Genomic DNA, 12,702 nt, shown 5'->3' with positions numbered 1-12,702 from the left:
TGCCCTGCGTAACCCAAACCCCTGTCACGCTACGCCGCCACCACGCCACTGTGTGACCAATTCATCACAGAGCGCACGGAAGGCGTACCCCCCATGCGAGACCCGGCCCCCGACTTCGAACTCTCCCTGCTCGCCGTCCCCAAGGCGGTTCCTGAAATCCGCCACGCCCTGAGCCGACAGGCGAACTACCCCCACCCCGACGTACAGCTCTGCCTCAGCGAACTGCTCAGCAACGTGATCCGGCACCTCGGCGAGGGAACGCCGGTGACCGTCCGCGTCACCGGTGCGCGAGGCCGGATCCGGGTGGCGGTCACCGACCCGGATCCGTGCGCCTGGCCCCTGCTCCGACCGGCCGGCGGCGATGACGAGACGGGGCGCGGCCTGGCCCTGCTCGACGCGGTCTCGCTGCGGTGGGGCGTCGAGCAGGGGCCCGACAGCAAGACCGTCTGGTGCGAGCTGGGGGAGGGGTAAGTGCTGCGTCGCCTCCTTGCCCTGCTCCTGCCCGGCACGGGTAAGCGCCGGGCCCGCGTCACCGTGCAAGAGACCCCGTCGGAGCCGAGGCGGCCGAACCCCGGCCCAAGCCACCGAGACCTCCCCCGCAGCCCCTACGCCCGCGAGGTCACCGAGGGGCAACCCATCGACGTCAGCGGCCCCCCCTCACCCGCCCCTACTACCGCGCCGCCGAGCACCGCCTGCTCCAGGCCGAACGGCGGCTGGCGCTGGCCCTCGCCCTGGAGGGTGTCGACTACGGCCCGGCCGTGGTCCACGGCATCGCGCTGCCCTAGAGGCCCGCCGCCACCCGGATATCAAGCACCGTCTTCCCCGCAACCTCCCGCCCCAGCAGCGCGGCCAAGGCCTCCCCCGTGCGGCCCCAGTCGTCGCGGCGGCCGATCTGGGGGTCCAGTTCGCCGCGGGCGACCAGCGACGCCAGCCACTCCAGGTCGGCGCCGAGGCCCTCCGCGTCGTCCATCAGGAAGAACGTCGTCAGGGAGCGGTCGTGGCGGCCGCCGTCGCCGAAGAGAGCGCCGTACGGGAAGTCCTCCCCGGCTCCCGAGCTGTGGCCCATGGCCACCAGGGTTCCGTGTGGTGCCAACGCGTCGTACGCGGAGACCAGTTGAGGGCCGCCGACCACGTCGATCACCCCGTACACCGGCGCGATGTCCTTGAGGGCGTCGGCCGCCACGACCTCATGCGCGCCCAGGCGGATCAGCGCCTCGCCCTTGGCGGGGTCGCTCGTCGCCGCCACCACATGCGCGCCGCCGCGCGCCGCGAGCTGCACCGCGAACCGGCCGACGCCGCCACTCGCGCCCGTCACGAGGACCCGGCGCCCCAGGATGGGGCCGAGGCGCCGCAGCCCGCGCAGCGCCGATCCGGCGGCGACCGGCAGTGCGCTTGCCGCGCCGAGGTCCGCGCCCTCGGGGATCGAACCCATCAAGTCTGTGTCCACGGCGCGGAGTTCGGCCCAGGCGCCGGCGGCCCCCAGCGTGACGACGGGCGTTCCGGCCGCCGGTCCCGAACCGTCGGCGGCCGCCCGCACGACGACACCGGCGGCGTCCCAGCCGGGGACCGTGCCCTCCTCGCCGTTCGGGACGACGAACGCCGCCTCCCCGTGGTTGATCGAGAAGGAGTGGATGCGGACAAGTGCCTGGTGGGGGGTGGGTTCCGGGTCGGGGACCTCGCGGAGGGTGAGGTGGCCGGGGGCTGAGTGGTCGATGGTCAGTGCTCGCATGGTCATCGATAGTGCCACTGAGTGGCATAAGGCATCAAGGGGCAAAGGCTCATGGGGGGCGGGCAGGGCTAGGATGACGCCATGGCGGACAGCGAGACGGGCAAGACGGGCGGCGGGCGGACCGAGTTGCCGCTGCGCGAGCGGAAGAAGCTGCGTACGCGGCGGGCGCTCGTCGAGACGGCGCTCCAGCTGTTCAGCGAGAAGGGCTTCGGCGCCGCCACGCTCGACGAACTCGTCGAGGCCGTCGAAGTCTCCAAGCGCACCTTCTTCCGTACGTTCGCCTCGAAGGAGGACGTCGCGCTCGCGCCCGAGCGGGAGCTCTGGCGTGCCTATGTCGAGGACATCGGCGAGCGGACGTTCGCGGGGGAGCCGTTGCTCGCCGTCTTCGAGCGTTCGCTGTACGTCGCCGTGGCGGGGATGGAGGACGGCTGGGAGCGGCGGTTCCTGGCGAGCCGTGCCCTCGCCGATGCCACGCCCGCGCTCAACGCCCACAGCCTGCGGCACTGCGCGGAGGTCACCGACGAGGTCGTCGCGATCGCCGTCGCCGGGCTCGGCCCGGGGCCGGGCGCGGACATCGGCCCGCTACGGGTGCGGCTGCTTCTGGAGTTGATGCTCTCGGCGTGGCGCGGCGCGCTCAAGGAGTGGTCCACTCCGGGTGGAGAGCAGGACCGCGCGGCGCTGGTCGCGCACATGGACGCCACGTTCGCCGTGATCCCCACGGTCCTCGAACTGGCCGCGACGGAGAGGTGACACCCATGAAGACCATCGGGCTGCTGGGCGGCATGAGTTGGGAGTCGAGCGCCGAGTACTACCGGCTGCTCAATGAGCTCGTACGGGAGCGGCTCGGCGGGCTGCACTCCGCCCGGTGCGTGCTGTACTCCGTCGACTTCGCCGAGGTCGAGCGGCTGCAGGTGGCCGGGGAGTGGGAGCGGGCGGGTGAGCTGTTGGCCCACGCCGCCAAGGGAGTTGAGGCGGCCGGCGCCGATCTCGTACTGATCTGCACCAACACCATGCACAAGGTCGCCGACCAGGTGCAGGGCGCGCTGTCCGTGCCGCTGCTGCATCTCGCGGACGCGACCGCGGATGCGGTGATCGCCGCGGGCGTGCGGCGCGTGGGGCTGCTCGGTACCGCCTTCACCATGGAGCAGGACTTCTACCGGGAGCGGCTCGTGGGCCGCGGGCTCGATGTGCTTGTGCCGGACGCGGCGGGGCGTGCGCTCGTCCACCGGGTGATCTACGAGGAGCTGTGCCTGGGTGTCGTACGGGATGAGTCCCGTGCCGCCTACCAGGAGGTCATCGCGGACCTCGTGCGCGCGGGCGCGGAGGGCGTGATCCTCGGCTGTACGGAGATTGAGCTGCTCATTGGACAGGAGCACAGCCCGGTGCCGGTCTTCCCCACGACGCGGCTGCACGCCGAGGCGGCGGTTGAGGCGGCGGTTGAGGCGGCGCTGTAAACGAATCCACCCACCCGTTTACGCCGCACTGCGGCGTAAACGGGTGGGTGGGTGGGAGTGATCGTGCGGACACCGAGCGGAGCGGTACCTCACTCCTCGACCGTCAGCCCCTTGCGGAGCTTGACCAGCGTGCGTGACAGCAACCGCGACACGTGCATCTGGGAGATGCCGAGCTCATCGCCTATCTCCGACTGCGTCATGTTCGCGACGAAGCGGAGCGACAGGATCTTCCGGTCACGCGGCGGCAGTTCGGCGATCAGCGGCTTCAACGACTCGACGTACTCGATGCCTTCGAGCCCGTGGTCCTCGTAACCGATGCGGTCCGCCAGCGCACCCTCGGAGTCGTCCTCCTCGGGCTGGGCGTCCAGCGAGCTTGCCGTGTACGCGTTGGAGGCGGCCATGCCCTCCACGACCTCGTCGTTGGAGATGCCCAGGCGCTCGGCGAGCTCGCCCACCGTGGGGGCGCGATCGAACTGCTGGGCGAGTTCGTCGCCCGCCTTGGCGAGGTCCAGTCGGAGTTCCTGAAGGCGGCGCGGCACGCGCACCGACCAACTCGTGTCGCGGAAGAAGCGCTTGATCTCACCGACGATGGTCGGCATGGCGAAGGTGGGGAATTCGACGCCGCGGCTGAGCTCGAAGCGGTCGATCGCCTTGATCAGGCCGATGGTGCCGACCTGGATGATGTCCTCCATCGGCTCGCTGCGGGAGCGGAACCGGGAGGCGGCGAACTTCACCAGGGCGAGGTTGAGTTCGACCAGCGTGTTGCGGACGTACGCGTATTCGTGCGTGCCTTCCTCGAGCGACTCGAGGCGTTCGAAGAGCGTCTTGGACAGAGCCCTCGCATCCAGCGGCCCCACCTCGTCGTACGGCGGGATCTCGGGCAGATCGGCGAGCCCGTGCTCCAGGGCTTCCGCCTCTGTCACGGCCTGCGGGGCCGGAGACACTTCCGGAGTGCCGTCCGTGCGGGGGCCCGGGATCGCTGTCTCGATGCGGTTCGGCGGGAGTGTCGACGTCGCTTGGTCAGTATGCGATTCGTCGAGCCGGGGTGACATGGTGTCCTCCATCGTTCTCGGCATATGGCTGCCGATGCCAATACGTGCACTGCGGTGTGCGGCGCCTCCAAAGCCGTCCGTGTTGATTGCTGTCCCTTCTACCCCTACCCGCTTCCACAGCCCGGTCGCAAGTGCGTTCTGCGGCGAAATGTCCGAATTCAGGGGGATGTTCGGGTACCCGAGGCGTACAGAGGGCGGTAATGTTCGAGGGCGTCATCAACAGCCACGACGGTCGGAAGTGAGTGACGGAATGGACCGCGGGACGGTCGGCAGCGCGCATCGGGGCCGACTTCTGGTCGAAGTGCGAGGAGAGGGCCCGAGTGCCGTCGTGACTCCGGCGGGTGAGTTGGATCACCACACCGCCGATTTGTTGCGTGAGCCACTCGAGAGCTGCCTCGACGACGGCTTCTCGCGCCTGGTCATTGATTGTTCGAGGTTGGAGTTCATGGACTCCACGGGGCTCAATGTGCTCCTCGGAGCCCGGCTCAAAGCCGAGGCCGCGGGAGGCGGAGTCCATTTGGCGGGGATGCAGCCGGTGGTGGCCCGGGTCTTCGAGATCACCGGGGCCGATGCGGTCTTCACCGTCCACGAGACGCTAGAAGCGGCGCTCACCCTCTGAACCGGCGCCCGGCTCACGGAACGTACCCAAGAGTTACGCGCCAGTTGTCTCTGCGTGATCGTCGCGTTACCAGCGTCACACGGGCCGCAGCGAATAAGTGGGTGTTCTCACGGTTCGGCCGGGCAGGAGACACCCTGGATCCGTCAGCAGCAGCCCGGTCAGGAGTCCCGTCGGAAGTCGCGTCAGAAGTCTCTAAATCAATCTTGTCCAGTTATTTGTCCAGAGTCCCCTTGTCGGTGAGGTGAAGCGCTGATGAGCACCACCCGGCCTTACTCGCCGGGCGACCGCGGCCCGGAGTCGGAGGCCGCCGTCGCGGACGCTCCCGAGGGCCCGGCCTCCGCGGCTGCGGTCGGTCAGGGCCGCCAGGTCCGCAGGCTGAGCCTGAACGGCGCGAGCGGCATCGTCCCGCTCGCCCGGGACTTCGCACGCCAGGCCCTGCAGGCGTGGGGCTGGCTGCCCGCGGCGGGCGCCGACCAGCGTGCGGCCGCGGAGGATGTCCTCCTCGTCGTCTCCGAGCTGGTGACCAACGCGTGTCTGCACGCCGAGGGTCCGGACGAGCTGTGGCTCTCCTCCGACGCCAAGGTGCTGCGGATAGAGGTCTCCGACCGCGGCGCGGGCCAGCCGGCGCCGCGCACGCCGCACCGCGCGGGGCGGCCCGGCGGGCACGGGATGTTCATAGTGCAGCGGCTCTGTCTGGACTGGGGAGTCGTCAGGACCCCCGGTGTCTCCGGCAAGACGGTGTGGGCGGAGCTGAGCGCGCCGGTGTAATGCCCGCTCGGCTCGCCCTTCATGGCGTCCGCTCAGTTCCCCCTTGGGTTACCCACGGTTCGTTCACGCGCCGGATCACTACGGATCCGGCGCGTTCTTTGTCTTCCCTCGGCAAGGCCCCGGGCGTACCTTGAGCGCCCAATCTGATGTGCCGTCAGTAAATCCGCACCCCGCGGCACGCCACGACCGGCATGAGGGGAACCTGAGGTGTCTCACCAGAAACGAACGGCCGCACTCGCGCTCGCCACGGCTCTGGCCGGTGGCTCGGCGGTGCTGATGGCCGCCCCCGCCGCGCAGGCCGAGGTCCAGGACGTCAACTACCAGTGCAAGACGCCCATCGGGAACAAGGGCGCGGTCTCGCCGATCGACATCAAGAGCGTCAAGAGCGGCAGCGGCTACAAACTCACCATGTCCTTCCAGAAGGGCGTCTCTTCCAGCCCCGTCGAACTCGGCAAGGGCGCGATGAAGCCGAGCGCGCTGATCAAGCTGGGCGGCGCGGAGAGCGGCACCGTCCCGGTGTCCGGGGCGCCCAACGACAAGGCGATCCCCGCCAACACCCCCATCAAGATCAGCGACCTGACCGGGACGTACACGCCGAAGAAGAGCGGCAAGGTCACCTTCACCGCGGGTGTCCTGACCATCAAGGCACTCGGTACGACGACGACGTGCACCCCGTCGAACAGCCCCAAGCCCTCGCTCTCCCTGGACGTCAAGGGCTCGGGCGGCGGCGACGAGGGCGGCACGACGGGCGGCTCCGGCGACGCCGGTTCCGGCGGCTCGGCGAGCGCTCCCTCCGGCGGCGACGAACTCCCGCAGACCGGACCCGCGGACTCCGCGATCGCGCTCGGCACCCTCGGCGGCACGGTGCTGCTCGCGGGCGCGGCCGGTGCGCTGTGGCTGACCCGCAGGAACCAGGCGGCGCGTTCGCGGTAGGAGGCCTGATCCCCGCCACCGCGTACGACGCGTAACGACGCGTACGAAGATCCAGGAGCCGCCGATGCCGTCGCTGCTGTCCGTTGCCCGCGCTCTCCCCCTGGCCGTGGCCCTACTGGTGACGGGCGCGGCCGTGGCGACTCCCGTGTACGCCGACGAGTCCGGAGCGTGGTCCGTCGCGCCATCCGCCGGAGGCGGGACGCGGCCCGCGAAGGACGGGCGGCCCTACTTCTATGTGGAGGGCACGCCCGGTTCCGTCCTTGAGGACACGGTGACGGTCACCAATCCGGGGTCGAAGCCGCGCACGATCGAGCTGACCGGTGCGGACGCGGACAACACGCGGGGCGGCGCCTTCTCCCTGGACCGGGGGAGGCCCACCGACACCGGCTCCTGGATCACCTTCGCCCAGCGCAAGGTGAAGGTGCCGCCGCGCACCCGCGCCGAGGTGCCGTTCAGCGTGCGCGTCCCCGAGGGCGCGATACCGGGCGACCACCCCGGCGCGATCGTCGCGCGCGGCGGCGGGCGTGACGCGGGGGTGCGGGTGCATCTGCGGGTCAGCGGCCCCACGTTGTCCGCGCTGACGGTGGAGCACGTGAAGGTCGAGGGCGAGCGCATCTCGTACGACGTCGTCAACCGCGGCAACACCGTCCTGGCCCCGAAGCTTGCGGTCCACGCCGAGGGCGTCTTCGGCACCCTCCTGGACCGCCCCGCCCGCCCTCTCCCGATCGAACTTCTCCCCGGCCGCAGGGTCACCCTGACGGAACCGTGGAAGGACGCCCCGTCCCTCGACTCCGCCGAGGTGACCCTCAAGGTGACGGCATCGGGCGGGGCCCGCGACACCGCGAGAACCTCGGCCCGCTTTGTGCCGTGGGGTGCGGTGGCGGGGATCGGGGTGGGCTTGGTGAGCCTGGCGGGGGCGGGCTTCTGGTACGTACGCAGACGCCGGGGGGTGCCGGACGACCCGCCGCCGGATGAGATCGAACAGGGCGGCAGGGAGCGGGAGTTGACGTCAGCGGGCACGGGAAGGGACGAGTAACTGTGAACGGCAACCGGAAGAGGTGCACAGCCGTGGCCGCCGCCCTTGCGGCACTGGCGTTCCTGGTGTTCCCGGCGGCGGCCCCGGCCACAGCCGCCGAGAAGCCGACCGTCACCCTCTCCAAGACCCAGGCGGGCAAAGGCGGCGACATCACCGTCAAGGGCAAGGCCTGGCGGCCCAACGCCCTCCTGATGATCCTCATCTGCGGCCAGGCCACCCCGGCCAGAGGCGTCCCCGGCGGCACGAACTCCTGCGCCAACGCGGAAGGCCTGGCCGTCACCACCAAGAGCGACGGCACCTTCACCAAGAAGCTCCCCGTGGCGGAGCCGCCGGAGCCTTGCCCCTGCGTGGTCCACGTGGCGACCGTCACGGGGGAGAAGGCCCAGGCGGACGCCCCCTTCAAGGTCGCGGGCCACCCGGTGGAAGCCCTGCCCAAGCAGCAGGGCGGCGGCAGGCTCTCCGTCCTCACCGACACCCGCCTGGAAGGCTCAAGTGGCGTACTGACCTGGTTCGGCGCCCCGCCGTCCCGCAAGTTCGTCTTCACGGTGGGCAACGTCGGCTCCGCCCCCGTCAAGGACCCGATCTTCCAAGTGGGCACCTCCCACGGCGTGTTCGCCCCGCAGTGGGAGGAGCAGCAGTGGCGCGGCACCATAGCCCCCGGCAAGAAGGCGCAGATCAAACTGCCGGTCGAGCTGTCGGCGGGGGCGCACGGCAACTACCTGGTCTCCCTGAAGTTCGGCGGCAAGGTCCTCGCCGAGCAGCCCTGGGGCGTCGGCCGCCCCTGGGGCGTCACCCTCTTCTGGATCCTGCTCTGTGTCGTCGTACCGGCCGCCGTCTTCCGCATCGGCATGGCGGTGGTGGACAGGCTCCGCCCGCGTCGCCGCGGCGGCGCGCGCACCCGCGTCGCGGGACGTCACCGCACCGGCAGGCTCGCCGAACTCACCGACCGGCTACCGAAGTTGCGGCTGCCTCAGGGGGCGGTCGCGGCTGACCAGGCGGCGCGCAAGCAGCGTACGAAGCCGACCGTCACGGAGGAACCCGGCACGCACACGAGCACCCTCCCGTGGTTCACGCCTGACACCGACCCCGGCGGCACCGCACCCGCCGGCCAGCTCTCCGCACCGTCAGAGAACAGCCCGACGGCGAATCCGCCGGAATCAACGAAGGGAAACACGTGATCAGCAAACGACGGAGAGCGGGCGCGGCCTCGGTCTCGCTCCTCCTTGGCGGGGCGGGCATCCTGTTTGCGGCGGGCCCCGCCCAGGCGGCAGAGGTGGCGTACAAGACGGAGTGCATCCCGCCGGCGATCTCGGGTCTGCCGCCGGTGCAGGGCACCACGAAGGTGGAGGTCACCGCGCCGGCCACCGCGAAGGTGGGCGACGAGGTCGAGGTCGTATGGAAGACGACGCAGGCCGCGTCCAAGAACCCGGACATCATCGATCTGGAGAAGGACACGGTGAAGCCGACCGGCACCGTCAAGGTGGCCGGCGGTCAGACCAGTCAGACCGCAGACCTGGCGGTGGCGGGCGAGCGGGTCAATCCGCCGATCAAGAAGAACAGCCCGATGGTCCTGTCCGACATGAAGGGCAAGCTGAAACTGACCAAGGCGGGCGACGTCACGCTCACCCCGGACGCGTACAACATCAACGTCAGCAAGCCGATGTCGACCGACACCAAGTGCACGCCGAAGGAGCAGGTGAAGGCGGCCGCGACCATCAAGGTGACTGAGGGCGGCGGTAGTTCCGGCGGCAGTACGTCAGGTGGCTCGACCGGTGGCGACACCGGCGGGACGGGTGGTTCGTCGGGTGGCGACACCGGCGGCTCCACCGGAGGAGGCGGCGGCGAGACCGACTTCACCGGCAAGGAAGTCCAGGTCCCGTACAAGTGCAAGACGCCCATCGGCGACAAGGAAGCGACGTCCCCCGTCCAGATCGACGCCAAGAAGGACGGCGGCAACTACGGCCTGACCGTGCAGTTCAAGAAGTCCGTCATGGACAGCCCCGCCGACATCCCCGCGGACTCGGTGAAGCCGTCGATGGAGGTCAGGCTGGGCGGCGCGGACAAGGGCACGGTGCACGTCGAGGGCCCCACCAACAAGGAGCCCATCAAGTCCGGCGAACCGATCAACATCCCTGACCTGACGGGCACTTACAAGCCGGGCGCCGACGGCAAGTCGACGCTGTCGCCGGGCGTCCTGACGGTCGAGGCACTCGGTACGACGACGACCTGCACCCCGGCCAAGACGGAGGTCTCCCTGGAGATCGACACCGCCGCACAGCCTGGCGGGGCCTCTGGCGGGTCCGGATCTGCCGGTGGCTCGACTGCGGGTGGCTCCGCGGGTGGCTCCGCCGGGGGTTCGTCCTCCGGCGGGGGTGACCTTGCCGAGACCGGCGCCGATGACAATGGTGCGCTGCGGGCCCTGGGTCTGGTTGCCGGCACGGTGATTCTGTTGGGCGGTGCGGTGTTTACGTTCCTGCCCAGGCGGAGGGGCGGCCTGCGCTGACGCGCCTCGGGGCGTGGGGACTTTTGCTGCGGGTCCGTTGTGGCTGGTCGCTCCCCCAAGTTCTCGGCTTCGCTCGAACAGGGGGGACCCCCTTCGCGGCGGAGCCGCACATGTCAGAGCCCCGCGCCCCCGGCGCCCCTTAAGAGTGCTGCCGCAGCCACCGCAGTACGGCCTGCGTGAGCCGCGGATCCTTCAGTAGTACGCCCCCGTGCGCCGCCCCCGGCTCGACGCACACGGTGGCGTCCCTCATCCCCAACTCCTGCTGCGTACCCGCGAGTTCCGTCGAGTGCGCGACCGGCACGAAGTCCTCCGCCGAGTGGACGAGCAGCATCGGGGCATCGTCCGCGCCCGAGGCGTGGGACTTCGCGGCGAGGTCTCCCCACCGGTTCCAGCACCGCTGCCCGCCCCGGTCCGGCGAGCACCCCGCGAGCAGTTGGGCCGACCGCCGAAGGCCGCGCTGTGCGGACGAGGCGGTGGGGCGCCCGCCGTCCGCCCAGGCGAGGTAGGGCGAGGCGACGGGGGAGAGCGCCACGACGCCGCGGACCCGTGTGCCGCCGGCCCCGTACGCCCCGGCACTCAGGGCGAGATGCCCGCCCGCGGACGATCCGAGCACCAGCGGCCGCTCGCCCGACCGCAGCTCCACCCACCGCAGCGCCGCGAGCACGTCGTCGCGCTGCGCGGGCCATGCGGCATCGGTGGCGAGCCGGTAGTCGGTGTCGTAGACGGTGAATCCGCGCGCCGCGAACCACCGCGCCCACCCGCTCCAGTCGGTGTCCCGCACCCAGGAGCCGCCGTGCAGGATCATCAGGGCGGGGCCGCCCCCTTCGCCGTACACGGTGACGTTCTGGCGGGCGTGTTCCCCGTACGAGAAGGTCTGGCCGGGCGGCGCGGTCGGAGCGGAGGCCTCGACGGAGGCACTGGACGACAGCAACGCCGCACAGAGGGCGAGGGTCGGCAACGTACGACGCATGGCCAGATGCTCCACCGCCCTGCGGCCCCGCACTCGCAAAAACGCCAAAGGCCGCCGCACCGGGTGGTGCGGCGGCCCTCAGTTCGAGCGTGGGTCTTTGCGGGTCAGCGCACGTCGCCCATGAGCGCCCTGACCTTGTTGCGGGCCGTGTAGACCGCGAAGCCGGCGAGCACCGCGGCCGCGGCCTCCAGGGCGACCATGCCCCGGCCGTTGAGGTCGACCCCGGCGATGGCGAGCATGCCGGTCACACTGTCACCCGCGGTGACGGCGAGGAAGAAGACGCCCATCATCTGGGAGGCGTACTTCGCGGGCGCCATCTTCGTGGTCAGCGACAGGCCCACCGGGGACAGGCACAGCTCGGCGACCGTGTGCATCAGGAAGATCAGCACCAGCCACCACATGGTGACCTTCGTGTCGCCGGTGGCCATACCCATCGGGACGAGGAACACGAAGAACGAGGCGCCGGCCACCACCAGGGCGAAGGAGAACTTCACGATGGTGCTGGGCTCGCGGTTGCTGCGGGCCATCTTGATCCAGAGGGCGGCGAAGACCGGGGCGAGCAGCATGATGAAGCCCGGGTTCAGCGACTGGAACAGGGTGTTCGGCATCTCCCAGCCGAAGATGTCCCGGGAGGTGCTGGAGTCACCGAAGAGGGACAGCGTCGACGCGCCCTGGTCGAAGATCATCCAGAAGATCGCGGCGGCCACGAAGAACCAGATGAACGCCGTCATCTTGGTCTGCTCTTCGGCGTTGAGGTCCTTGTCCCGCTTGATCTTGACCAGTACCGCGACCGGGATCAGCAGACCGGCCACGGTGATCGGGAGCAGCGCCCAGTTGAGGGTGAGCCGGTAGACGTCGGTGAAGGCCACGACGGCGTAGAACGCCGCGATCACGGCGACGGCGGCCAGCGTCTTGACGATGACGCCGCGCTTCTCTTCGGCGGACAGCGGGTTCGGGACCTTGTTGCTCTCCGCGGACAGGTGGCGGGAGCCGACCATGAACTGGATCGCGCCGAGCGCCATGCCGACCGCGGCCAGGCCGAAGCCCAGGTGCCAGTTGACCTTCTCGCCGAGAATGCCGATGGCGAAGGGCGCGGCAAAGGCACCGAGGTTGATGCCCATGTAGAAGATGGTGAAGCCACCGTCGCGGCGGAGGTCCTTCGGGTCGCTGTAGAGCTGGCCGACCATCGTCGAGATGTTGGCCTTCAGCAGACCCGAGCCGACCGCGACCAGGGCCAGACCGACGAAGAACATCGCCGAGCTCGGCAGGGCCAGGCACACATGACCGGCGACGATCACGAGGCTCGCGATGGCGACGGTCTTGCGGGCGCCCCAGATGCGGTCGCCGATCCAGCCTCCGGGCATGGCCATGAGATAGACCATGGCCACGTAGACGGAGTAGATGGCGGTGGCGGTCGCTGCGGTGTACGCAAGGCCGCCGCCCTGGCTGCCGGTGGCCGCGTCGGCGCCGCCGGAGACCAGGTAGAGCACGAGCAGAGCGCGCATGCCGTAGTAGGAGAAACGCTCCCACATCTCGGTCATGAAGAGTGTGGCCAGTCCGCGGGGGTGGCCGAAGAAGGTCTTCTCAGAGCCAGGGGTGCTGGCCGAGTCCTTCGTCAGGCTGGACGCCATGGGTCGA

General features: G+C 70.2%; 14 protein-coding genes. 9 read left to right on the top strand and 5 right to left on the bottom strand.

Translation table 11 applies throughout. The features are described 5' to 3' along the window. The first annotated feature begins 93 nt into the window (after positions 1-93). A complete protein-coding gene (locus AB0O76_RS18160) occupies positions 94-471 on the top strand; it encodes an ATP-binding protein (RefSeq protein WP_365491739.1) in 378 nt (125 codons plus the stop codon). A gap of 134 nt (positions 472-605) precedes the next feature. Here AB0O76_RS18160 and AB0O76_RS18155 read toward each other — a convergent pair whose 3' ends face one another. Then, positions 606-767, bottom strand: coding sequence for a hypothetical protein (locus AB0O76_RS18155; protein ID WP_365491736.1), 162 nt, complete (start codon positions 765-767; stop codon positions 606-608). Positions 768-781: 14 nt separating this feature from the next. Next, positions 782-1,729, bottom strand: a complete 948-nt coding sequence (locus tag AB0O76_RS18150; RefSeq protein WP_365491733.1) for a zinc-binding dehydrogenase — start codon at positions 1,727-1,729, stop codon at positions 782-784. Positions 1,730-1,810: 81 nt separating this feature from the next. On the opposite strand from AB0O76_RS18150, the gene AB0O76_RS18145 reads away from it, so the two are divergent. Both AB0O76_RS18145 and AB0O76_RS18140 read left to right on the top strand, forming a co-directional pair. Further along, positions 1,811-2,479, top strand: a complete 669-nt coding sequence (locus AB0O76_RS18145) for a helix-turn-helix domain-containing protein (RefSeq protein ID WP_365491731.1) — start codon at positions 1,811-1,813, stop codon at positions 2,477-2,479. A gap of 5 nt (positions 2,480-2,484) precedes the next feature. After that, positions 2,485-3,183, top strand: coding sequence for an aspartate/glutamate racemase family protein (locus tag AB0O76_RS18140; protein WP_365491728.1), 699 nt, complete (start codon positions 2,485-2,487; stop codon positions 3,181-3,183). An 89-nt stretch (positions 3,184-3,272) separates the two neighbouring features. Here AB0O76_RS18140 and AB0O76_RS18135 read toward each other — a convergent pair whose 3' ends face one another. Next, positions 3,273-4,247 carry an RNA polymerase sigma factor SigF gene (locus AB0O76_RS18135; protein ID WP_365491726.1) on the bottom strand — a complete coding sequence of 325 codons (975 nt, stop codon included), beginning with the start codon at positions 4,245-4,247 and terminating at the stop codon, positions 3,273-3,275. A gap of 238 nt (positions 4,248-4,485) precedes the next feature. On the opposite strand from AB0O76_RS18135, the gene AB0O76_RS18130 reads away from it, so the two are divergent. The 6 genes from AB0O76_RS18130 (at position 4,486) to AB0O76_RS18105 (ending at position 10,094) form a co-directional block, all read left to right on the top strand. Then, positions 4,486-4,854 carry an STAS domain-containing protein gene (locus tag AB0O76_RS18130; RefSeq protein WP_360770700.1) on the top strand — a complete coding sequence of 123 codons (369 nt, stop codon included), beginning with the start codon at positions 4,486-4,488 and terminating at the stop codon, positions 4,852-4,854. Between the two features lie 252 nt (positions 4,855-5,106). Next, a complete protein-coding gene (locus AB0O76_RS18125) occupies positions 5,107-5,622 on the top strand; it encodes an ATP-binding protein (protein WP_266866187.1) in 516 nt (171 codons plus the stop codon). Positions 5,623-5,829: 207 nt separating this feature from the next. Continuing rightward, positions 5,830-6,555, top strand: coding sequence for an LPXTG cell wall anchor domain-containing protein (locus AB0O76_RS18120; RefSeq protein WP_365491723.1), 726 nt, complete (start codon positions 5,830-5,832; stop codon positions 6,553-6,555). A gap of 64 nt (positions 6,556-6,619) precedes the next feature. Continuing rightward, positions 6,620-7,591 carry a hypothetical protein gene (locus AB0O76_RS18115; protein ID WP_365491720.1) on the top strand — a complete coding sequence of 324 codons (972 nt, stop codon included), beginning with the start codon at positions 6,620-6,622 and terminating at the stop codon, positions 7,589-7,591. A 32-nt stretch (positions 7,592-7,623) separates the two neighbouring features. Then, positions 7,624-8,769: a hypothetical protein gene (locus tag AB0O76_RS18110; RefSeq protein ID WP_365491717.1), complete on the top strand. Its 1,146-nt coding sequence runs from the start codon at positions 7,624-7,626 to the stop codon at positions 8,767-8,769. After that, positions 8,769-10,094 carry a hypothetical protein gene (locus AB0O76_RS18105; protein WP_365492349.1) on the top strand — a complete coding sequence of 442 codons (1,326 nt, stop codon included), beginning with the start codon at positions 8,769-8,771 and terminating at the stop codon, positions 10,092-10,094. The genes AB0O76_RS18110 and AB0O76_RS18105 overlap by 1 nt, the downstream gene beginning before the upstream one ends. Before the next feature lie 139 nt (positions 10,095-10,233). Here the strand turns inward: AB0O76_RS18105 and AB0O76_RS18100 are convergent, their stop codons facing one another. Next, a complete protein-coding gene (locus AB0O76_RS18100) occupies positions 10,234-11,064 on the bottom strand; it encodes an alpha/beta hydrolase (protein ID WP_365491714.1) in 831 nt (276 codons plus the stop codon). 104 nt (positions 11,065-11,168) lie between these two features. Then, the gene (locus tag AB0O76_RS18095) at positions 11,169-12,695 is read right to left on the bottom strand and encodes an oligopeptide:H+ symporter (protein ID WP_365491711.1); all 1,527 of its coding nucleotides are present in this window, start codon (positions 12,693-12,695) and stop codon (positions 11,169-11,171) included. Between the last annotated feature and the right edge of the window lie 7 nt (positions 12,696-12,702).

The organism is Streptomyces sp. NPDC086554 (assembly GCF_040686095.1).
Classification (GTDB): Bacteria; Actinomycetota; Actinomycetes; order Streptomycetales; family Streptomycetaceae; genus Streptomyces.
Note: the sequence above shows the minus strand (reverse complement) of the source record. Positions and strands in the feature narration are given on the sequence as shown.